Origin of the sequence: Pseudomonas sp. FSL R10-1339 (assembly GCF_009600545.1) — a bacterium.
Classification (GTDB): domain Bacteria; phylum Pseudomonadota; class Gammaproteobacteria; order Pseudomonadales; family Pseudomonadaceae; genus Aquipseudomonas; species Aquipseudomonas bubulae.
On sequence record NZ_WIVQ01000075.1, the window covers coordinates 1 to 21,418 of the forward strand.

The following is a 21,418-nucleotide window of genomic DNA, read 5'->3' on the forward strand; positions in this document are numbered from 1 at the left end:
GGCCAACCGGCGCATGCTGGACAAGACCCTGGATCTGGAATGGCGCCGCGCACAACGTACAGGCGCGCCGCTGTCACTGATCATGATTGATATCGACCACTTCAAGCCCTTCAACGATGCTTATGGTCATCAGGCAGGGGATGAGGCCCTGCGCCAGGTCGCCCGGGTCATCAAGGCCAATGTGCGACGCCCCGCCGACCTGGTGGCCCGCTACGGCGGTGAAGAGTTCGCGGTGGTGCTGACCGAAACCGACGCGGCAGGCACGCGCCTGCTGGCAGAAAAAATTCGCGCCGCGGTTGAGCAAATGGAGCCGGTCGACCCCACCACCAAAAAACTCACTGTGAGCCTGGGCGCCTGCACCCGCTACGCCAAACCCGGCGACGACCGGGAAGAACTGCTCAGCACTGCCGACAAAGCGCTTTATCAGGCCAAAAAACGCGGGCGCAATCGGGTGATGGATATCAATGAAACCGGCCTGAATGCGCTGAAACCTAAAAACGAAACATAAAAAAAGGCCACCCGAGGGTGGCCTTCAAAAACTAGAGAAAGAAGTTTTACTTAAACTGCCGCAACCGGACGCATATACGAAATCGGTGCAGTGCTGGCATCTTCAAAGGTCACGACTTCCCACGCATCGGTCTGTTCAAGCAGCTTGCGAATCAGCTGGTTGTTCAGTGCATGGCCAGACTTGAAGCCCTTGAATTCACCGATCAGGCTATTGCCCAACAGGTAAAGGTCGCCAATTGCATCGAGGATCTTGTGCTTCACGAATTCGTCTTCATAGCGAAGGCCGTCTTCGTTCAGTACACCATCCGCGTCGACCACGATGGCGTTTTCCACGCTACCGCCGAGTGCGAGGTTGTGCTTGCGCAGGTACTCGATATCACTCATGAAACCAAAGGTACGCGCGCGGCTGACTTCTTTTACAAACGAAGTGCTGGAAAAATCCACGGTTGCACTTTGGGTGCGGTTACGGAAAACCGGGTGATCGAAATCGATCTCGAAGCTCACCTTGAAGCCTTCGAAAGGGACGAAAGTGGCGCGCTTGTCGCCATCTTCCACTGTCACTTCACGCAGGATGCGGATGAACTTCTTCGGCGCGTCCTGTTCTTCCAGGCCGGCAGATTGAATCAAGAACACGAAAGGTCCGGCGCTACCGTCCATAATCGGGACTTCAGACGCGGAGAGTTCGACGTAGGCGTTATCGATCCCCAGGCCAGCCATGGCCGAGAGCAGGTGCTCTACCGTGTCTACTTTTACATCGCCGTTGACCAGCGTGGTCGACATCGTCGTCTCGCCGACGTTTTCCGCGCGCGCAGGGATCTGCACAACAGGGTCAAGGTCTGCACGACAAAACACGATGCCGGTGTCCACAGGCGCAGGCTTGAGGGTCAGGTAGACCTTCTCACCGGAGTGCAGGCCGACACCTGTGGCACGGATAATATTTTTCAGGGTGCGTTGTTTAATCATGGCATTGGCCGCTTCAGCGCAAATTGCGAACTGGTATCAACAAAGGCTGGCGATAATAGCAGACCGAGCCTTTGCTGAACACCAATCACCTTAATACCCCTGATTGATTTCATTAATCAGCCTGGCGACGCAGGAAAGCCGGGATGTCCAGGTAATCCAGATCATCTTGCGGATTGAGCTTGGCAGCAGTCGTCGCGCCTTGCTGGGCCTGGTTGCGCATCACGGTCGGGCGATCCAGATCACGGTAGTTGACCACCGGTTGTTCCTGACGCTCGGTACGGGTTTCCTGACGAACAGGGGCGCTGTGTGCTGCCGAAGCTGCGTACGAAGCCTGCAGGGTGTTGTCGACAACCTTGACCGGCTTCTCGATTTTTGCACCCAGACCGGTAGCAACCACGGTGACATGCAGCTCGTCACGCATGTCCGGATCGATAACAGTACCGACCTTGACCATTGCGTGTTCCGAAGCGAAGGCTTCGATGATGCTGCCCACGTCGGAGTACTCACCCAGGGACAGGTCAGGGCCGGCGGTGATGTTTACCAGGATGCCGCGAGCGCCTTCCAGGTTCACGTCTTCGAGCAACGGGTTGCGAATGGCCGCTTCGGTGGCCTCACGTGCACGGTTCGGACCGCTGGCGCAGCCAGTGCCCATCATCGCCATGCCCATTTCGCTCATCACGGTGCGTACGTCGGCAAAGTCGACGTTGATCATGCCCGGACGCTTGATGATGTCGGAGATACCGCGAACGGCACCGGCCAGTACGTCATCGGCCTTGGCGAACGCAGACAGCAGGCTTGCGTCTTTACCCAGGATGGTGAGCAGTTTTTCGTTCGGAATCGTAATCAACGAATCGACGCTTTCGGACAGCAGACGAATACCTTCGTCGGCGATCTGCATGCGCTTGCGACCTTCGAACGGGAACGGACGGGTCACCACCGCAACGGTGAGGATGCCCATTTCCTTGGCCACTTCGGCAATGATCGGCGCAGCACCGGTACCGGTACCACCGCCCATGCCCGTGGTGATGAACACCATGTTGGTGCCCTGCAACACTTCAGCGATACGCTCGCGGTCTTCCAGGGCAGCCTGACGACCGACCTCAGGGTTCGCGCCGGCACCCAGCCCCTTGGTCACGCCAGTGCCCAGTTGCAGGATGGTACGCGCACCAATGCTTTTGAGCGCTTGTGCGTCTGTGTTGGCGCAGATGAATTCCACGCCTTCGATGTTGCTCTTAACCATGTGGTTAACAGCATTGCCACCGCCACCACCAACACCGATAACTTTGATTACCGGGCTTTGCGGGATGTTGTCTACGAGTTCGAACATGGTCCCTCTCCTTTCATTTCTCTAGTTTTTTTCGCCTACTTCTACCGCTTTGAATCTGTTTACAGCTCAAGCTTTAAAAGTTGCCCTGTACCCAGCGCTTGAGGCGCTCAAGCACAGGGGCTTTTTGTTCGTCACTGCTGTAGTTGTCGCGGTTGCTGATACCCGATATCGAAATACCGTCTGACTGCTTTTGCAGCCCGTACAACAACAAGCCCACAGCGGTGGAATAAATCGGATTGCGCACAACGTCGGTGAGGCCCTTGAAACTGTGCGGCACACCCAGACGGACCGGCATGTGGAAGATCTCTTCGGCCAGTTCGACCGCGCCTTCCATCTTTGAAGTACCACCGGTCAACACGATGCCCGCCGGAATCAGGTCTTCGTAACCGCTGCGACGCAGCTCGGCCTGAATCAGGGTGAACAGCTCGTCGTAACGCGGCTCGACCACTTCGGCCAGGGCCTGACGGGACAGTTCACGGGGTGGGCGATCGCCCACGCTTGGCACCTTGATGGTTTCGCCGGCACCGGCCAGTTTGGCCAGTGCACAGGCGTAACGAATCTTGATTTCTTCGGCATATTGCGTTGGTGTACGCAACGCCATGGCGATGTCGTTGGTCACCTGGTCACCGGCAATCGGTATCACTGCCGTATGGCGAATCGCGCCTTCGGTGAAGATCGCGATGTCGGTGGTGCCGCCGCCGATATCAACCAGGCAAACGCCCAGTTCCTTTTCATCATCGGTCAGTACCGAGTAAGCCGATGCCAACTGCTCAAGGATGATGTCGTCCACCTCAAGGCCACAGCGGCGTACACACTTCTCGATGTTTTGCGCGGCATTCACGGCGCAGGTCACGACGTGAACCTTGGCTTCAAGACGTACGCCCGACATGCCCAGTGGCTCACGTACGCCTTCCTGGTTATCGATCACATAGTCCTGCGCCAGGGTGTGCAGCACACGCTGGTCAGCCGGGATCGCGACAGCCTGGGCGGCGTCGAGGACGCGCTCAAGGTCGGCGGTGCTGACTTCACGATCACGAATCGCCACGATGCCGTGGGAATTCAGGCTGCGGATGTGATTGCCGGCCACGCCGACAAATGCCGAGTGAATCCGGCAACCGGCCATCAGCTGCGCTTCTTCGATGGCGCGCTGGATCGATTGCACGGTGGACTCGATGTTCACCACCACGCCTTTCTTCAGGCCACGGGACGGGTGCGTGCCAATACCGACGATTTCGATCGTGCCGTCTTCACCGACCTCGCCTACCAGCGCAACCACCTTGGAGGTGCCGATATCGAGGCCGACGATCATTTTGCCGCTTTGCACATTTGCCATGGGTCCTGCCTCTTCTTAATTCTTCGCGACAGCGGGTTGGGCTATCGTGGGTGCCACAGGTTCCCGCCAGCCGACGGCCAATCCGTTGGCATAACGCAAATCGATGCGCGCTATGTTTGTAATCTGTTCTTTCAGCGTTTTTTCATAGATGGCTATGAAGCGACGCATTTTTTCTACCAGATGATCGCGCCCCAACAACAGCTCGATCCCGGGCCCTGCACTACCGGCTCCAGTGGTCAGGAACCAGCTACCGCGCTCACGCAACTCCAGCCGGGCTATGGAAAAGCCCATCGGACGCAGCATCTGGCTCAACACCTGATACTGCTGCATCACCTGCTGCTGAGCCCGTTGTGGACCAAACAGCTGCGGCAAATGTTCGTAATTGGCCAGCTCACGCGGGGTGAACGCCTGGCCCTGGTTGTTCAACAGTGCCTCATCCCCCCAACGCGCAACCGGCAGTTGCTCTTCAAGGCGAATCACCACCTGATCGGGCCACACGCGACGGACTTCGGCGTGGGCGATCCAGGGCATCTGCTCGAGCTCGGTGCGCATGCCTTCCAGGTCTACGGTGAAGAAGCTCGCTGCCACATAAGGGGCAATGCGCTGCTGCACGGCTTGCTGGCTGATATAGGTCAAATCGCCCTGCACGTTGATATTGGTGATCGGGCGGTCGGCATAGGGCATCAGGCGCTGCGCACCTTCATAGGTGCCATAACCCAACGCCACCAGCAGCACCGGCCAGAACAACGCTTTCAAAAAGCCGAAATTGGCTTTTGGCAAACGCACCGACATCGGCTCTTTCGCCACCATCCGGCTGGCGCCACGCGGCACCGGCTTGCGGCCGGGAGCGGGTGGTTGATGACGAAGCGATGCACCTTGCATGGACTTAACCCCGCGCCTCTAAACTTGCCGCCAGAATCGACAGCACCAGCTGTTGGAAATCCAGACCCGCCGCCTTGGCCGCCATCGGCACCAGGCTGTGATCGGTCATGCCCGGCGCGGTGTTGACTTCCAGCAGCCAGAACTGGCCTGCAGTGTCCTGCATCACGTCCAGACGGCCCCAACCGGCAATGCCGATCGCCTCGCAGGCTTTCGCCGTGAGGTCCATGAGCTCCTGTTCCTTGGCACTGTCGAGGCCGCACGGGATCCGATACTGGGTATCGTTGGCCACGTACTTGGCGTCGTAGTCGTAAAAGCTGTGGGGCGTACCCAGGGCAATCGGTGGCAACACCTGGTCACGCAGGGTGGCGATGGTGAACTCGGGACCTGTGATCCACTGCTCAACCAACACTTGCGAGTCGTACTTGCTGGCATCGGCCCACGCGACGATCAACTCGTCCACGTTACTCACTTTGGCCATACCGATACTTGAACCTTCATGAGCCGGTTTGACGATCAAAGGGAAGCTCAGTTCCTTGGCCGCAGAAATACAATCGGCTTCGCTGCTCAATACTGCGTGACGTGGCGTTGGAATACCCAGGCTGTGCCACACCTGTTTGGTGCGCAGCTTGTCCATGGCCAGGGCCGACGCGAGGATGCCGCTGCCGGTGTAAGGAATGCCCAGGCACTCCAGTAGGCCTTGCATGCTGCCGTCTTCACCGCCACGACCATGAAGGATGATGAACGCGCGGTCGATTTTTTCGCTGGTGATACGGGTGATGAAGTCATCGCCCACATCAATACCGAAGGCATCCACACCGGCGCTTTGCAGCGCGCCCAGCACGGCATTGCCCGACTTCAACGAGACTTCACGCTCAGCGCTTTTGCCGCCGAACAACACGGCCACACGGCCGAAATCGGCTGGGGCAATGGTCGAGAACAGATTGGCATAGGCAGCAGTCATTTCAACTTTCCTTCACTGGTAGCGGCAACAGCGCCGGCGAACAGCGGGCTCTTGATAAGTTGCGGTGCCAGACGGCCGATATCGCCCGCCCCTTGGCACAACAGAATGTCGCCAGCGCGCAGCAGCGGCTTGACGATCGGCGCCAGCTCGACGCCGCGCTCGATGTAGATCGGGTCCAGCTGGCCGCGCTGACGGATGCTGTGGCACAGCTGGCGGCTGTCAGCCCCGGGAATCGGCTCTTCGCCAGCCGGGTAGACTTCCATCAACAGCAATACGTTGGCATCGGCCAGTACCTGGACGAAATCGTCGTACAGGTCACGGGTGCGGCTGAAACGGTGCGGCTGGTACACCATCACCAGGCGACGTTCCGGCCAGCCACCACGTACGGCCTTGATCACCGCGGCGACTTCGGTCGGGTGGTGACCGTAGTCATCGACCAGCATCACGCTGCCGCCATCAACTGGCAGCTCGCCATAAACCTGGAAGCGTCGCCCCACCCCTTCAAAGCCCGACAGGCCCTGAACGATGGCTTCATCGCTGATGCCTTCATCAGAGGCTATGCAGATGGTGGCAAGGGCATTGAGCACGTTGTGGTTGCCCGGCATGTTCACCGACACATCCAGCGGCTCGCGGTCAGGGCGCAACACGGTGAAGAAGGTTTGCATGCCCTGCTGGCGCACATTGATCGCGCGTACATCAGCGTTTTCGCTGAAGCCGTAGGTCACGGTCGGACGCTTGACCAGCGGCAGGATTTCACGCACCACCGGATCGTCCAGGCACAGCACGGCCAAGCCGTAGAACGGCAGGTTGTGCAGGAACTCGACGAAGGTCTTCTTCAGCTTGTTGAAGTCGCCTTCGTAGGTCGCCATATGGTCGGCGTCAATATTGGTGACCACCGCCACCAACGGCTGCAGATGCAGGAAGCTGGCATCGCTTTCATCAGCTTCGGCAATCAGGTAACGGCTGGTACCCAGTTGTGCATTGGTACCGGCTGCATTCAGGCGGCCACCGATCACGAACGTCGGGTCCAGGCCACCGGCCGCGAACACCGAGGCCAGCAAGCTGGTGGTAGTGGTTTTGCCGTGGGTACCGGCAACAGCGATACCGTGGCGATAGCGCATCAGCTCGGCCAGCATCTCGGCACGAGGCACCACCGGAATGCGGCGCTCAAGTGCGCTCGCAACCTCGGGGTTGGAGGTATTCACGGCACTCGATACCACCAGCACATCGGCGTTGGCAGCGTTCTCGGCGCGGTGGCCGATATAAATGTGTGCGCCGAAGGACTCGAGCCGCTCGGTCACAGGCGAAGCGTTCAGGTCCGAGCCCGACACTTCATAGCCCAGGTTCAGCAACACTTCGGCGATACCGCACATTCCCACACCGCCGATACCGACGAAGTGGATGCGACGGATACGGCGCATTTCCGGTTGTGGCATAGCTTTTTGATTCTCAACCATTGGCCACCTCCAGGCAGATATCTACAACGTTGCGGGTCGCATCGGGTTTGGCCAGGCGGCGGGCATTGGCCGCCATGCTGTTGAGTCGTTCCGGTTGCATCAAAACCTCTGTCAGGCGTGCAGCCAGTTCGGCTGCGCCAGTTGTCGCTTGCGGCATCAGGAAGGCTGCGCCCTCGCGTGCCAAAAAGTCGGCGTTACGGCTCTGATGGTCATCGATCGCGTGGGGCAATGGCACCAGCAGCGAAGGCAGACCGGCCGCAGCCAGTTCACTGACGGTCAGCGCGCCTGCGCGACAAACCACCAGGTCGGCCCAGCCATAGGCATGGGCCATATCCTTGATAAAAGGCTGTACGTCAGCCTCGACGCCGACCGCGACATAGCGCTCGGCGGTAATCCGGTCATGCTGCTTGCCGGCCTGGTGAAACACTTCAGGGCGAACGTCAGCCGGGACCTTGGCCAGCGCTTCAGGCAACAACTTGTTCAACGGCTCGGCGCCGAGGCTGCCGCCCAGTACCAGCAAGCGCGCCTTGCGCCCTTCGAGCGCAGCCCGAGGCGCCAGGGTAAACAGCTCGGGGCGTACCGGATTACCGGTGCTACGCAGCGTCTGCGAGGCTGCAAAGGTGCCGGGAAAGGCTTCGCACACCCGGCTGGTCATCGGCACCAGCAGGCGGTTGGCCGTACCGGCTACCGCGTTCTGCTCGTGAATGATCACCGGTACACCGCAGGTTTTCGCCGCCAGGCCGCCAGGCCCGGTCACGTAACCGCCAAAACCCAGCACACACACCGGCTTGAGTTGACGAATGATCCTGCGCGCCTGAAACAGCGCCTTGAGCAGTACAAAAGGGGCCTTGAGCAACGACAGCTTGCTCTTGCCACGCAGGCCCGCCACGTTAATCAGGTGCAGTTTGAAACCGGCAGGCTCGACCAGTTCATTCTCGATGCCACGGGGCGTACCGAGCCAGTGCACGGTGTAGCCGCGGGCTTCGAATTCGCGGGCGCAAGCCAGCGCCGGGAACACGTGGCCACCGGTGCCGCCCGCCATGATCAGCACGTTAGCGCCCATGGGTCGGCTCCTCTGCAAAGTCGCTTTCTTTGAAATCGGTCTCTTCACTGCCCAGGTGGGTTCGACTCTCCCACTCGATGCGCAGCAACAGCCCCATGCACACGCAGCAAATCACCAGCGAGCTGCCGCCATAACTGAGGAACGGCAGGGTCAGGCCCTTGGTTGGCAACAAGCCGACGTTTACCCCGATATTGATCAGGAACTGGCCGATCCACAGGAACGACAGGCCATAGGCCATATAAGCCGAGAAATACTGTTTGGCGCGCTCGGCCCACATGCCGATGTACATGCCGCGCACACACACGAATACGAACAGGGCCACGGTCAGCAGCGAGCCGACAACACCCAGCTCTTCTGCCAGTACCGAAAACACGAAGTCGGTATGTGCTTCAGGCAGGTAGAACTGCTTCTGCACACTGTTGCCCAGGCCCACGCCAAACCACTCGCCGCGACCGAAGGCGATCAGGGCCTGGGTCAACTGGTAGCCGGAGCCGAACTGGTCGGACCACGGGTCGGTAAAGGTAATCAAACGCGCCATACGGTAAGGCTGTGCCTGTACCAGCACGAACACCGCGCCGACAGCCAGCGCCACCATCAGAGCGAAACGGAACAGGCCGACACCACCGAGAAACAGCATGGCAGCAGCGGCGCCCATCATCACAACCGTGGCTCCGAAGTCGGGCTCCATCAGCAGCAGGCCGGCCATTGGCAGCAGCACGATAAATGGCTTGAAAAAGCCCATCCAGCTATCCCGCACTTCCTTCTGCTGACGCACCAGGTAGCCCGCCAGGTAGATCACCACAAAGACCTTGGCGATCTCCGAAGGCTGCACGTTGAAGAAGCTGAAACCGATCCAGCGCATCGAGCCGTTTACCTCACGGCCAATGCCCGGGATCAGTACGGCCACCAGCAAACCGAATGCACCGATCAGCAACATGAAGCCCATGCGTTGCCAGGTCGCGATCGGCACCATCATGGTCATGATGCATGCGCCCAGGCCGAGCACGATGTAAAACAGGTGGCGGATCATGTGGTACAGGGTGTTGCCCGACTGCAACGCCGCCACTTCGGACGAAGCCGAAGTGATCATCACCAGCCCCAGACCGAGCAAGGCCAGGCAACCGGCGAGCAACGGGAAGTCGAGGTCGATGCCACGGCCCGTAATCAGCGGTGAAGGATAAGGCTTGAGGATGCCGAACATCATGCCAGCACCTCCACGGCGCGAGCGAACAACTGGCCGCGCTCTTCGTAGTTTTTGAACATGTCGAAACTGGCGCAGGCTGGCGACAGCAAGACTGCATCACCCGATTGCGCCAGTGAGCGGCTCAGTGCGATGGCTTCGTCCAGCGAACCGGCACGCACTTGCGGCACGGCATCGCCAAGGGCGTCGGCTATCAGCCCCGCATCACGACCTATCAACACTGCCGCGCGGCAGTGCTTGGCAACCGAATCACGCAAGCCGCTGAAATCCGCGCCCTTGCCGTCGCCGCCGGCGATAAGGATCAGCTTGCCATCCATGTCCATCCCCAGCCCTTCGATAGCAGCCAGTGCCGCGCCGACGTTGGTGGCCTTGGAGTCGTTGTAGTAGCTCACGCCATCCAGCTCGCGCACCCACTGACAGCGATGCTCAAGACCGGTGAAATTGCGCAGGCTGGCGAGCATGGCGTCGAACGGCAGACCAACCGCGTGACCCAGCGCCAGGGCAGCCAGGGCATTGGCCTGATTATGTGCGCCACGCACTTTCAGCTCGCGCACGGGCATGAGGTTCTGGAATTCGAAAGCGAGGTATTTTTCGCCATTTTCTTCACGCAGGCCGAAGGCCTTGAAGTCCGGCGCGCTGAGGCCGAAAGTCCAGCACGGCTGACCTTCGCTCATCAGCGGGCGGGTCAGGGCATCCTGACGATTGACCACCACCTGCCGGGCGCCACGGAAGATCCGGTGCTTGGCCAGGTGGTACGCAGGCAGGCCGCTGTAGCGGTCCATATGGTCTTCGCTGACATTGAGCACTGTGGCCACTTCAGCACCCAGCTGGTTGGTGGTCTCCAGCTGGAAGCTCGACAGCTCCATCACGTACAGCTCGATATCATCGCTGAGCAGGTCCAGTGCCGGCGTGCCAAGGTTGCCACCCACCGCAACGCGCTTGCCGGCTGCCGCAGCCATTTCACCGACCAGGGTGGTCACGGTGCTTTTGGCGTTGGAACCACTGATTGCCACGATAGGCGCTTTCGCGTTACGCGCGAACAGGTCGATGTCGCCCGACAGTTTCACGCCGCGGGCAGCAGCAGCTTGCAGCGCCGGAGTCGCCAGGGCCAGGCCGGGGCTCACGTAAAGCTCGTCGGCGCGGCACAGGAATTCGACATCCAGCTCGCCACAACGCACTTCCACTTGCGGGTAGTCACGGCGCAGCGTGGCAAGCTCCGGCGGGTTTTCCCGCGTATCTGCCACGGCAAACGACACGCCCCGTTGCGCCAGGAAGCGCACCAGGGACATGCCGCTCTTGCCGAGGCCGACAACGATGCGGAAGTGGTCAGAAGCGATCAGAGACACAGGTTCTACCTCAGCTTCAGTGTGGCAAGGCCGACCAGTACGAGAATCACGGTAATGATCCAGAAGCGGACGATCACACGTGGCTCAGGCCAGCCTTTGAGTTCAAAGTGGTGATGAATCGGCGCCATGCGGAACACCCGCTTGCCGGTCAACTTGAAGGACGCTACCTGGATCACCACGGACAGGGTTTCCATCACGAACACACCGCCCATGATGAACAACACGATTTCCTGGCGCACGATCACGGCGATAGTGCCCAGGGCTGCGCCCAGCGCCAGTGCGCCGACATCACCCATAAAGACTTGTGCCGGGTAGGTGTTGAACCACAGGAACCCGAGACCGGCGCCAATCAATGCGCCGCAGAACACAATCAACTCACCCGCGCCCGGTACATAAGGGATCAGCAGGTAGTCGGCAAATTTCACGTTGCCCGACAGGTAGCAGAAGATACCCAGCGCACCGCCGACCATCACGGTGGGCATGATCGCCAGGCCATCGAGGCCGTCAGTCAGGTTGACCGCATTGCTCGAACCCACGATCACAAAGTAGGTGAGAACAACAAAGCCGATGCCCAGCGGAATGCTGGCGTCCTTGAGGATGGGCAGGATCAGCGTGGTTTCCACCGCGCTTGGCGCCGTCACGTACAAGAAGATCGCCGCGCCCAGACCGAACACCGACTGCCAGAAATACTTCCAGCGGCTTGGCAAGCCACGGGAGTTTTTTTCGATTACCTTGCGGTAGTCATCCACCCAGCCGATGGCGCCGAACAACAGGGTCACGATCAGCACGACCCACACATAACGGTTGCTCAGGTCAGCCCACAACAGGGTGCTGATGGCGATGGCCGACAGGATCAACGCGCCGCCCATGGTCGGAGTGCCCGATTTGGACAGGTGCGATTGTGGGCCGTCATTACGTACCGACTGGCCGATCTGACGGTTTTGCAGGGTGCGGATCATCCACGGCCCCAGGCACAGCGACAAGGTCAACGCGGTCAGCACCCCGAGGATCCCGCGCAGGGACAGGTACTGGAAGACCGCGAAGCCTTTATGGAACTGTTGCAGATACTCCGCTAGCAGCAGCAGCATTAATGTTTCTCCCCGCTGGAACCGCACAAAGCCGCAACGACGTTTTCCATCGCAGCGCTGCGCGAGCCCTTGATCAAAATAGTGGTGTTTGTTTCGTGCTCAGCGCGAAGCGCCTTGATCAGGTCAGCCTGATTGGCGAAGTGACGAGCCTGGTGTCCAAAAGCAGTGACGGCATGAGCCATCATGGGTCCCACCGCATAGAGCGCTGAAACTTTGTCGGCGGCATAAGCGCCTACTTCACGATGTCCTTGCTCCGCCCACTCACCCAGTTCGCCAATATCTCCGAGCACCAGGACGGTGCGGCCGGAAAAGGCGGCGAGTATATCAACGGCAGCGCACATTGAGGTGGGGTTTGCGTTGTAAGTGTCATCAATAATTCGCAGGCCCGCGGCGGTCAATTGCGCGACAGCGCGACCTTTTACCGGCAACACGGCTTCAAGGCCGGTTTTGATACCAAACAGCGACACGCCGAGGGCGTGAGCAGCTGCCGCAGCGGCCAGTGCGTTGGCCACGTTGTGGGTGCCCAACAGGTTAAGTTGGACCTGCTCGCTACCCAGCGGGCTGTGCAAGGTGAAGCCCGGGCAACCGCGAGCGTCACGGCTCAGATCGCTGGCATAAAAATCGGCTTGAGGGTTGTTCAAGGCAAAACTCAGCACCTTGCGCCCCGCTGCCCGGTTATTCCAGATGGCGAATGCCTTGTCATCCAGATTCAGGACAGCGATTCCGTCAGCCTTCAGCCCTTCGATGATTTCGCCCTTGGCTTCGACGATTTTATCCGGGCCACCGAACTCGCCCACGTGGGCAGTACCGGCATTGTTGAGCACGGCGACATGGGGCTGGGTCATGGCCACGGTGTAGGCAATTTCGCCGAGGCGCGAAGCGCCCAGCTCAATAACCGCAGCCGTGTGCTCAGCTGTCAGTTCCAGCAGCGTCAACGGCACGCCCAGATCGTTGTTCAGGTTGCCTTTGGTTGCCAGCACCGGGCCACGGGTGCGCAGAATGCAGGCGAGCATTTCTTTGACCGTGGTCTTGCCGCTTGAGCCGGTAATCGCCGCCACCGGTTTGTCGTAGCCGGCACGGTTGAGCGCACCCAGGCGACCCAAAGCTTCGCGGGTGTCCTTGACCACCAGTTGTGGCAGCGCCGACTCCGGCACTTCGCGCTCAACCAGCGCGGCAACGGCGCCCTTGGCAGCCACTTCATTGAGGTAGTCGTGGCCATCGAAACGCGGGCCGGTCAGCGCAATAAACAGCTGACCCTTGCTGATCGCCCGGCTGTCGATGCTGACCCCACTGAAACGGCAGTCGACTTCAACCACTCGCCCCTGCAGGGCAGCAGCCACTTCACTGAGCAACAGAGGCTTAAGCATGGGCAGCCTCCCAAGTGTTCAAGGCTTTTTCGGCTTCGACCAGATCAGAGAAGTCATGGCGTTCGCCGTTGATTTCCTGATAGTCCTCATGACCTTTACCCGCCAGCACGATCACGTCTTCTGCCTGTGCATTGGCAATAATCCGGGCAATGGCATCGCCGCGACCGGCGACAAAGGTGACGTTCTGCGGCGCAGCGAAACCGCCACGGATATCATCGAAGATCTGCCCTGCAGCTTCGGTGCGCGGATTGTCGTCAGTGACCAGAACACCATCAGCCAAACGCTCAACCACCTGCGCCATCAACGGGCGCTTGCCGCGGTCACGGTCGCCGCCGCAGCCGAACAGGCACAGCAGTTGGCCCTTGACATGCGGGCGCAGGGCTAGCAGTACTTTTTCCAGTGCATCCGGGGTGTGGGCGTAGTCGACCACCACCAGCGGCTTGTTGCCGCCACCCAAACGCTGCATGCGACCGACCGGGCCTTCCAGCTTGGGCAGCACTTTGAGAATTTCGTCCAGCGGGTAGTCCAGCCCGAGCAAGGCGCCAACGGCAGCCAATACGTTACTCAGGTTGAAACGCCCCAGCAGCGAGCTGCGCAACAGATGCTCGCCTTGCGCCGTCACCACGGTGGCCCGCACACCGTCATCATCAAAAATGGCATCACGGCAGTACAAGGTGGCCCCTGTGTCCTCAAGGCTATAGCTGATCAGGCGCGACTCATGCTTTTCAGCGGCCAGTTGGCGGCCAAATTCATCGTCCAGGTTCAGCACCCGGCAGCGCAGGTCCGGCCAGGCAAACAACTTGGCCTTGGCGGCGGCGTAAGCCTCCATCGTGCCGTGGTAATCCAGATGGTCGCGGGACAGATTGGTCAGCACAGCGACGTCAAATGCCAACGCACTGACGCGCCCCTGATCCAGGCCATGGGAAGAAACCTCCATCGCTACCGCTTTGGCCCCGGCCTTTTTCAGGTCGGCCAGCATGGCCTGTACGGCAATCGGGTCTGGCGTGGTGTGACGGCCACTTTGCAGCGCGCCATAAAAACCGGTGCCCAAGGTGCCGACGATGCCGCAGTGCTGACCCAGCAGGTCAAGCGCCTGGGCCACCAGCTGAGTGACGCTGGTTTTGCCGTTGGTGCCAGTGACACCTACCAGATTCAGATGCCGGCTGGGCTCACCATAAAAACGCCCGGCGATATCCGACAGCTGGGCCGCAAGGCCCTTGACCGGAATCAGCGGCACGGCAGAGATAGGCAGCACATCAGCGCCGTCCACTTCATAGGCCACGGCAGCAGCGCCGCGCTTAAGGGCGTCAGCGATATGTTCACGACCATCGAGCTTGCCGCCAGGCACCGCAAGGAACAGATCACCTGCGCGTACATTGCGGCTGTCGAGGGTCAGTTCACGGATCAGCAGATCGTGACCGGCGTGAGGAAAAATCTTGTTCAGGCTCAGGGACATTAGCCACGCCCTCCTTTGGCTGCTGCAGCGGCTGCCGCTGCTTGTTGCTCCGCTGCCGTTGGCAGGTTATCCGGGATCACGTTCATCAGACGCAGCGTGCCGGACATGACTTTGCTGAATACCGGTGCCGAAACCAGACCACCGAAGTAGCCCGCCTTGCTCGGCTCATCGATCACCACGACGATCGCGTACCGCGGGTCGCTCATGGGACCAAAGCCGGCAAACAGGGAACGGTAGGAGTTCACTGCGTAGCCTTTTACCCCACCACCCGTGGTTTTACGCGCCGTACCCGACTTGCCGCCGACGTGATACGCCGGAACCTTGGCACGCCATACACCACGCGGGTTTTCGATTACTTCCTGGAGCATGCCCTGCAGCGTCTTGGCGACTTGCTCCGGCATGACCTGAGCGGCCTGAACAGGTTTGTCCTTGTCTGTCTTGAGCAGGGTCAGCGGAGCGAGCTTGCCGTTGTTGGCCAGGGCCGAGAAGGCATGCACCAGCTGGATCGCGGTCACGGACACGCCGTAGCCGTAAGACAGGGTCGCGGTTTCCGCCTTGCGCCATTCACGGTAGTTGGGCAGGTTGCCCACACGCTCGCCCGGGAAGCCCAGACCGGTGTCCTGGCCCAGGCCCATCTTGGCCATCTGGCGGAAGATCGCTTCACCGCCGATATCGAAGGCCACCTTGCTCATCCCCACGTTACTGGAGTTGATCAGGATGCCGGTCAGGTCGAGGACCGGACCTTCAGTGCGCGATACGTCACGAATGGTGTATTTGCCCAGCTGCAAGGTGCCCGGGTACACCTCAACCTTGTCGGTGGGTTTCCAGCGCCCGGTTTCCAGGGCGGCACTCATGGAGATCGGTTTGACCGTCGAGCCCGGCTCGAACACGTCGATCATGGCGCGGTTACGCATCATCGCCGGTTGCAGGTTGCGCCGGTTATTCGGGTTGTAGGTGGGTTGGTTGACCATGGCCAGAATCTCGCCGGTCTTCACATCCATGATCACCAGGCTGCCAGCCTTGGCGCCGTTCTCGACCAGCGCATTGCGCAGTTCGCGGTTGGCCAGGTATTGCAGGCGCAGGTCAATCGACAACGCCAAGGTCTTGCCGGCCTTGGCGTTTTTGGTCACTTGCACGTCTTTGATCAGACGCCCGCGCCGGTCCTTGATCACTTGCCGCTTGCCCGGCACCCCGGCCAGCCATTCGTCATAGGCCAGTTCGACGCCTTCGCGTCCTTTATCGTCGATATCGGTAAAGCCGACCATATGCGCCGTCACCTCACCCGCAGGGTAGAAACGACGGAACTCTTCAATGCCATAAACACCCGGCACCTTGAGGTCGAGCACCACCTGGCCCTGCTCGGGAGTCAGGCCCCGCACCAGATAGATAAATTCTTTGTTGGCTTGCTGTTCCAGGCGTGCGGTCAGCACCTTGGGGTCTTGCCCAAGCGCGTGTGCCAGGGCTGGCCAACGGTCTTTGGCAACCTGCATTTCCTTGGCATTGGCCCACAGGGTGGTCACCGGCGTGCTCACGGCCAAAGGCTCGCCATTGCGGTCGGTAATCAGGCCACGGTGTGCAGGGATAGGGATATGCCGCAAGCTGCGAGCATCTCCCTGGCCCTTGAGGAAGTCATGGTCGATAACTTGCAGATAAACGATCTGGCACGCGATTGCACCTACCAGCAGTGCCAGCAATGCCAGCACCACACGAAAACGCCACGGATAGAGCGCGCCTTCGAGTTTGATCATGGCGCCACCATTCGAACTTCTGCTGCGCCAGGAATGCGCATCTTCAGTTGTTCGCTGGCCAGGGTTTCGATGCGGCTATGGGCAGTCCAGGTGCTCTGCTCGAGAATCAGGCGGCCCCATTCGGCCTGCGCCTTGTCCCGTACGCTCAGCTCCCCGTACAGGGTGTTGAGCAACTGGCGGTTCCAGTGGGCGCTATACGAAACGCCCACAGCCGAAACCAGCACGCCAATAAACAACAGCAGCATGAAAAAACTTCCGCCGGGAAGTGGTTTGGCGAAGAGCTTGTTCAACGAAGCTTCTCCGCGACGCGCATGACAGCGCTGCGCGAGCGCGGATTGGCTTTGAGTTCGGCATCGGACGCGGTCTGTGCCTTGCCATGAATCTTGATCTTCGGTTCGAAGGCAACGTGCTGCACGGGCAAGCCGCGCGGCAGGTTGTCGGGCTCGCCCTTGACCAGTTTGCGCATAAACAGTTTGACGATGCGGTCTTCCAGCGAGTGGAAGCTGATAACGACCAGGCGGCCGCCGATTGCCAGGGACTCAAGGGCAGCTTCAAGGCCAGCCTCAAGGTCACCCAGTTCGTTGTTCACATGAATGCGCAGGCCCTGGAAAGTACGGGTTGCCGGGTGCTTGCCCTTCTCCCAGGCCGGGTTGGCCACTTTCAGCACTTCGGCCAGGTCGCCTGTACGCTCGAACGGCTTGATATCGCGACGCTCGACAACCGCACGGGCCATGCGACCGGAAAACCGCTCTTCGCCGTATTCCTTGAATACGCGGGCGATTTCCTCCTGGGAGGCAGTGTTGACGAACTCGGCCGCGCTGATACCGCGATCAGGGTCCATACGCATGTCCAGCGGGCCGTCATTCATAAAGCTGAAGCCGCGCTCCGGGTCGTCAAGCTGTGGCGAAGAGACACCCAGATCAAGCAACACGCCGTCGACCTTGCCAGCCAGACCGCGCTCGGCAATTTCGGATCCCATTTCCGCAAAACTGCGCTGCACAATGACAAAGCGGCCGTCTTCGGCCGCCAGCGCTTGCCCGGTGGCAATCGCTTGTGGATCTTTATCGAACCCGAGCAGACGCCCCTCAGGGCCCAGCTTCTGGAGTATCAGGCGGCTATGTCCGCCGCGACCGAAGGTGCCATCCAGATAGCATCCATCAGGGCGTACGGCGAGAGCCTCTACGGCTTCGTCGAGCAGTACGGTGATGTGGTTGAAGCCGCTATCTATAGTCACAGAATTAAATCACGCAGTTCGTCAGGCATCGCGCCCGGTTGTTGAATGGCTGCAAGGTCAGCGGCAGAAACCGCCTCCCAAGCATCCTCGTCCCACAGTTGAAACTTGTTCAGCTGGCCCACCAGCATTGCGCGCTTGTCCAGTCGGGCATATTCACGCAAGCGGGGCGGTACCAGAAAACGACCACTGCCATCGAGCTCAAGGTCGACGGCGTTACCAATCAACAGACGTTGCAAGCGGCGGTTTTCTTCACGCAGCGAAGGCAACGCCCGAAGCTTGGTTTCAATCAACTCCCACTCATCGAGGGGGTACACACACAAGCAGGGATCAACGGCATCAATGGTCACGATCAGTTGCCCGGAACTGCGCAAATTCAACTCGTCACGGTACCGGCTCGGCATTGCGAGACGGCCCTTGGCATCGAGACTGATTGCGTTGGCTCCGCGAAACACTGGCCGCATCTCCAAATATTAGCGTTTTACGTCTAAAAAACCCACTTCACGCCACTTTTCACCACTTATGCACACTATAGGAATGCGCCCACACCACCGTCAAGGAGCGGCCTACAGGAAAACCCTTACATAACGGAGATTTAGGAGGGGAAATAGACGTGGAGCAGTAAGCGGAGAGATTTTTTGACCCGCGACGTGCCGCAAATTCAAAGCTCTGGACTTCAAACTTAAAGTAGTTTGTTAAGAGTAAGAACTTTTCGGCATTACGTCGGGAAATAATCTTGCGATGAATTGCAGGGGGGATAAGGCAATTGCGAATATAGCAATCTGCCTGCAGCGCAGACAGAAGAAAAAAAGGTGGAGAGTCGATCTGTAAGCCGGGTTCTGTCGTGAACAGTCATTCGTCTACGATGGCCATCACTGGACATCTTTAGCAACCTACCCGGTCCCAGCGCGGGCCACGCCTTGGGACCCTATTTGGTCTTGCTCCAAGTGGGGTTTACCTAGCCACGAACTGTTGCCAGTCGTGCGGTGCGCTCTTACCGCACCTTTTCACCCTTACCGGCGCCGAAGCGCTTAGGCGGTTATTTTCTGTGGCACTTTCCGTAGGCTCACGCCTCCCAGGCATTACCTGGCACTTCGCCCTATGGAGCCCGGACTTTCCTCCCCCCCCTAATTTTCATAGAGGGCAGCGACTGTCCAATCGACTCTCCGGCGCGAAGATTAACTGTACAGAGCGTATAGAACAAGCGTTAAAAGCCGCAAGGCAGGTTGATTTGCCTGACTTGCGGCCTTTAGCCACGGGCTAGAACACAAAGAAATATCAAAGTGCCATCACCCGATATCAATTATTACTCACTTTTCTGCTTTTCAAGTGCAACTTGGTACAACACGTTTTTGCGCTCACCGGTTATTTCAGCTGCAAGTGCAGCAGCACGCTTGAGCGGCATTTCTTTAAGCAGCAAGTCGAGAATACGCATTGCCTCACTGCTGACCGCGTCTTCCGTTTCTGGCGCAGTCCAGCCGGCAACCAGAACCACACACTCGCCGCGCTGCTGGTTACTGTCGCTTTCAACAAAAGCGCGCAGCTCGGACAGGGGCAAACCTTTGAGCGTCTCGAATGTTTTAGTCAGCTCACGCGCCAGCAATGCCGGGCGCTCGGGCCCGAATACCAATTCAAGATCTTGCAGGCACTCAAGAATACGGTGCGGGGCCTCGTAAAAAATCAGTGTGCGCGGCTCTTCCTTAAGTAATTGCAGCCGCGAACGACGCCCAACCGCCTTGGCCGGCAGGAACCCCTCAAAGATAAAGCGATCAGAAGACAGCCCCGCAGCCGACAAGGCGGCGATCAAGGCGCAGGCTCCCGGCACGGGCACGACCTTGATCCCGGCAGCGCGCGCCTGACGCACGAGGTGATAGCCGGGGTCGGAGATCAGCGGGGTACCGGCATCCGAGATCAATGCCACATCTTCACCCGCCAGCAAACGCTGGATAAACCGACTGCCTTCATCACGCTCGTTATGCTCGTGACAGGCACCCAGCGGCGTGGAGATACCAAAATGCTGCATCAAGCGCAGGGAGTGGCGCGTGTCTTCGGCCGCAATCAGCGATACATCACGCAATACCTTGAGCGCACGCGCACTGATGTCGTCCAGGTTACCGATGGGCGTGGCCACCACATAAAGTGAGCCAAGAACGGAATTCATATCACCTGGAGCAGTCAAAACGCACACCTCATAAGAGTTAAAGGCGCCATTGTAGCGCGTAGAGCCCTCATGAACGCACCCACCCTGCAGGCCGCAAAACGCCAACCGGGTAAACTTTTAATGCCACAACGTACATAACGCATCTAAATTCAGGCTTTATTGCCTCTAACATCGCGCCCCGGCCAGTGCTTGGGTACACTTCCCAACTCATTTGATCGAGTATCAGGAACACTACATGATCGCTTGCCTGCGGCTGTTCACTGCCCTCTGCCTTGCTGCCCTGCTGGCGGCTTGCGCCAGCTCGCCCTCGTCCAGCCTTGGCGAACTTCCACGGACCCCGGATGCCAGCCTTGAGCAATTGCTCCAGCAGGCCACCGAGAGCACCAATCCGGAAAAGGCCGCCCTGTTGCGCCTGTCGGCAGCCGACCTTGCCCTGCGCCAGCAAAACAACGCCCGCGCCGCGCAGATCCTGGCCATGGTCCCGCTGGACCAGCTCAAGCCCGCACAACAGGTTTTTGCCAACACCCTGGCAGCCGAACTGGCGATGAACCGCAATGATCCCAAGGCCGCAGTCGCCGCCCTGAATCATCCAAGCACATCGATCCTGGGCGAGCTGCCCGTCGACCTGCAAGTGCGCACCCGTACCGTGCATGCCCGCGCCCTGGAGGCTGACGGCCAGGCCCTGGCCGCCGCCCGTGAGCGCGCAGCGCTGAGCCCGAACCTGACCGGCGATGCCGCCAACAGCAACAACGACGCTATCTGGGCACTGGTGGCCAGCTTGCCGGCCGAGCAACTGCACGCCCAGGGCAATGATGTACTGAGCGGCTGGATGTCCCTGGCCCTGGCGGTGAAAAGCGCCGGCACCCTGCAAGACCAACAGAACGCGATTGATCAATGGCGCGCACAGAACCCGGCCCACCCGGCCGCTATCCAGCTGCCGACCCCACTGGTCAAGCTCAAGGAGCTGGCCAGCCAGCCCCTGACCAAGATCGCCCTGCTGCTGCCACAGGACGGCCAACTGGCCTCGGTGAGCAAAGCACTGCGTGATGGCTTTATGGCTGCACATTATCAGGCCCAGCAAGCCGGCCAGAACCCGCCGAGCATTCAGTTCTATGACAGCTCGCGCCTGACCTCGCTGGACGAGTTCTACCGCCAGGCACAAGCCGACGGCGTGCAACTGGTGGTTGGCCCACTGGAAAAAAACCTGGTCAAGCAACTGAACAGCCGCCCGCAACTGCCGATTACCACCCTGGCCCTGAACTACAGCGAGGGCACCCAAGGCCCGGCGCAACTGTTTCAGTTCGGTCTGGCGGCTGAAGACGAAGCC

Annotated in this window: 19 protein-coding genes and 1 other RNA gene; 2 read left to right on the forward strand and 18 right to left on the reverse strand. The window is 59.7% G+C overall.

The window, feature by feature from the left end; translation table 11 throughout:
• Positions 1-508: GGDEF domain-containing protein (locus GHO03_RS18220; protein WP_153400291.1), on the forward strand; the 508-nt coding region annotated here is incomplete at its 5' end.
• Between the two features lie 50 nt (positions 509-558).
• On the opposite strand, the gene lpxC is transcribed toward GHO03_RS18220, so the two are convergent.
• The 18 genes from lpxC to rsmI form a co-directional block, all read right to left on the reverse strand.
• Positions 559-1,470, reverse strand: a complete 912-nt coding sequence (gene lpxC / locus GHO03_RS18225) for a UDP-3-O-acyl-N-acetylglucosamine deacetylase (protein ID WP_019823785.1) — start codon at positions 1,468-1,470, stop codon at positions 559-561.
• A gap of 112 nt (positions 1,471-1,582) precedes the next feature.
• Positions 1,583-2,797, reverse strand: a complete 1,215-nt coding sequence (gene ftsZ / locus GHO03_RS18230; RefSeq protein ID WP_095001531.1) for a cell division protein FtsZ — start codon at positions 2,795-2,797, stop codon at positions 1,583-1,585.
• 73 nt (positions 2,798-2,870) lie between these two features.
• A complete protein-coding gene (gene ftsA / locus GHO03_RS18235; protein WP_016779533.1) occupies positions 2,871-4,130 on the reverse strand; it encodes a cell division protein FtsA in 1,260 nt (419 codons plus the stop codon).
• Between the two features lie 15 nt (positions 4,131-4,145).
• Positions 4,146-5,012, reverse strand: a complete 867-nt coding sequence (locus tag GHO03_RS18240) for a cell division protein FtsQ/DivIB (RefSeq protein WP_095001532.1) — start codon at positions 5,010-5,012, stop codon at positions 4,146-4,148.
• Between the two features lie 4 nt (positions 5,013-5,016).
• Positions 5,017-5,973 (reverse strand): D-alanine--D-alanine ligase, encoded by a 957-nt coding sequence (locus tag GHO03_RS18245; RefSeq protein WP_088379010.1) that lies wholly within the window; start codon positions 5,971-5,973, stop codon positions 5,017-5,019.
• Positions 5,970-7,430 (reverse strand): UDP-N-acetylmuramate--L-alanine ligase, encoded by a 1,461-nt coding sequence (murC, locus tag GHO03_RS18250; RefSeq protein WP_095001533.1) that lies wholly within the window; start codon positions 7,428-7,430, stop codon positions 5,970-5,972. Before murC ends, GHO03_RS18245 begins: the two co-directional genes overlap by 4 nt.
• Positions 7,423-8,493: an undecaprenyldiphospho-muramoylpentapeptide beta-N-acetylglucosaminyltransferase gene (murG, locus tag GHO03_RS18255; RefSeq protein ID WP_095026394.1), complete on the reverse strand. Its 1,071-nt coding sequence runs from the start codon at positions 8,491-8,493 to the stop codon at positions 7,423-7,425. Before murG ends, murC begins: the two co-directional genes overlap by 8 nt.
• The gene (gene ftsW / locus GHO03_RS18260) at positions 8,483-9,697 is read right to left on the reverse strand and encodes a putative lipid II flippase FtsW (protein ID WP_095001535.1); all 1,215 of its coding nucleotides are present in this window, start codon (positions 9,695-9,697) and stop codon (positions 8,483-8,485) included. The genes murG and ftsW overlap by 11 nt, the downstream gene beginning before the upstream one ends.
• A complete protein-coding gene (murD, locus tag GHO03_RS18265; RefSeq protein ID WP_095001536.1) occupies positions 9,694-11,040 on the reverse strand; it encodes a UDP-N-acetylmuramoyl-L-alanine--D-glutamate ligase in 1,347 nt (448 codons plus the stop codon). The genes ftsW and murD overlap by 4 nt, the downstream gene beginning before the upstream one ends.
• A gap of 5 nt (positions 11,041-11,045) precedes the next feature.
• Positions 11,046-12,128: a phospho-N-acetylmuramoyl-pentapeptide-transferase gene (gene mraY / locus GHO03_RS18270; protein ID WP_095001537.1), complete on the reverse strand. Its 1,083-nt coding sequence runs from the start codon at positions 12,126-12,128 to the stop codon at positions 11,046-11,048.
• Entirely contained in the window at positions 12,128-13,495 is a 1,368-nt protein-coding gene (gene murF / locus GHO03_RS18275) for a UDP-N-acetylmuramoyl-tripeptide--D-alanyl-D-alanine ligase (RefSeq protein WP_153379422.1), read from the reverse strand. Before murF ends, mraY begins: the two co-directional genes overlap by 1 nt.
• Entirely contained in the window at positions 13,488-14,951 is a 1,464-nt protein-coding gene (locus GHO03_RS18280) for a UDP-N-acetylmuramoyl-L-alanyl-D-glutamate--2,6-diaminopimelate ligase (protein ID WP_153400292.1), read from the reverse strand. Before GHO03_RS18280 ends, murF begins: the two co-directional genes overlap by 8 nt.
• The gene (locus GHO03_RS18285; RefSeq protein ID WP_095018295.1) at positions 14,951-16,699 is read right to left on the reverse strand and encodes a penicillin-binding protein 2; all 1,749 of its coding nucleotides are present in this window, start codon (positions 16,697-16,699) and stop codon (positions 14,951-14,953) included. The genes GHO03_RS18280 and GHO03_RS18285 overlap by 1 nt, the downstream gene beginning before the upstream one ends.
• Entirely contained in the window at positions 16,696-16,989 is a 294-nt protein-coding gene (gene ftsL, locus GHO03_RS18290; RefSeq protein ID WP_019823808.1) for a cell division protein FtsL, read from the reverse strand. The genes GHO03_RS18285 and ftsL overlap by 4 nt, the downstream gene beginning before the upstream one ends.
• On the reverse strand, positions 16,986-17,933 hold the full coding sequence (gene rsmH, locus GHO03_RS18295) for a 16S rRNA (cytosine(1402)-N(4))-methyltransferase RsmH (RefSeq protein ID WP_165446504.1): 948 nt from the start codon (positions 17,931-17,933) through the stop codon (positions 16,986-16,988). Before rsmH ends, ftsL begins: the two co-directional genes overlap by 4 nt.
• Positions 17,930-18,385: a division/cell wall cluster transcriptional repressor MraZ gene (gene mraZ, locus GHO03_RS18300; RefSeq protein WP_095001541.1), complete on the reverse strand. Its 456-nt coding sequence runs from the start codon at positions 18,383-18,385 to the stop codon at positions 17,930-17,932. Before mraZ ends, rsmH begins: the two co-directional genes overlap by 4 nt.
• 357 nt (positions 18,386-18,742) lie before the next feature.
• Positions 18,743-19,096, reverse strand: an RNA gene (gene rnpB / locus GHO03_RS18305) — RNase P RNA component class A.
• A gap of 140 nt (positions 19,097-19,236) precedes the next feature.
• Positions 19,237-20,091, reverse strand: a complete 855-nt coding sequence (rsmI, locus tag GHO03_RS18310) for a 16S rRNA (cytidine(1402)-2'-O)-methyltransferase (RefSeq protein WP_153400293.1) — start codon at positions 20,089-20,091, stop codon at positions 19,237-19,239.
• 235 nt (positions 20,092-20,326) lie between these two features.
• Between rsmI and GHO03_RS18315 the strand changes: the two genes are divergently transcribed.
• On the forward strand, positions 20,327-21,418 hold a 1,092-nt coding region (locus tag GHO03_RS18315), incomplete at its 3' end, for a penicillin-binding protein activator (protein WP_178110332.1).

Coding starts and splice junctions, on each gene's coding strand:
- mraY (WP_095001537.1), bottom strand. CDS start 12,128: ATGCTGCTGCTGCTAGCGGAGTATCTGCAACAGTTCCATAAAGGCTTC.
- GHO03_RS18245 (WP_088379010.1), bottom strand. CDS start 5,973: ATGACTGCTGCCTATGCCAATCTGTTCTCGACCATTGCCCCAGCCGAT.
- ftsA (WP_016779533.1), bottom strand. CDS start 4,130: ATGGCAAATGTGCAAAGCGGCAAAATGATCGTCGGCCTCGATATCGGC.
- rsmI (WP_153400293.1), bottom strand. CDS start 20,091: ATGAATTCCGTTCTTGGCTCACTTTATGTGGTGGCCACGCCCATCGGT.
- ftsZ (WP_095001531.1), bottom strand. CDS start 2,797: ATGTTCGAACTCGTAGACAACATCCCGCAAAGCCCGGTAATCAAAGTT.
- GHO03_RS18240 (WP_095001532.1), bottom strand. CDS start 5,012: ATGCAAGGTGCATCGCTTCGTCATCAACCACCCGCTCCCGGCCGCAAG.
- ftsW (WP_095001535.1), bottom strand. CDS start 9,697: ATGATGTTCGGCATCCTCAAGCCTTATCCTTCACCGCTGATTACGGGC.
- murF (WP_153379422.1), bottom strand. CDS start 13,495: ATGCTTAAGCCTCTGTTGCTCAGTGAAGTGGCTGCTGCCCTGCAGGGG.
- GHO03_RS18280 (WP_153400292.1), bottom strand. CDS start 14,951: ATGTCCCTGAGCCTGAACAAGATTTTTCCTCACGCCGGTCACGATCTG.
- murG (WP_095026394.1), bottom strand. CDS start 8,493: ATGGGCGCTAACGTGCTGATCATGGCGGGCGGCACCGGTGGCCACGTG.
- murC (WP_095001533.1), bottom strand. CDS start 7,430: ATGGTTGAGAATCAAAAAGCTATGCCACAACCGGAAATGCGCCGTATC.
- lpxC (WP_019823785.1), bottom strand. CDS start 1,470: ATGATTAAACAACGCACCCTGAAAAATATTATCCGTGCCACAGGTGTC.
- GHO03_RS18285 (WP_095018295.1), bottom strand. CDS start 16,699: ATGATCAAACTCGAAGGCGCGCTCTATCCGTGGCGTTTTCGTGTGGTG.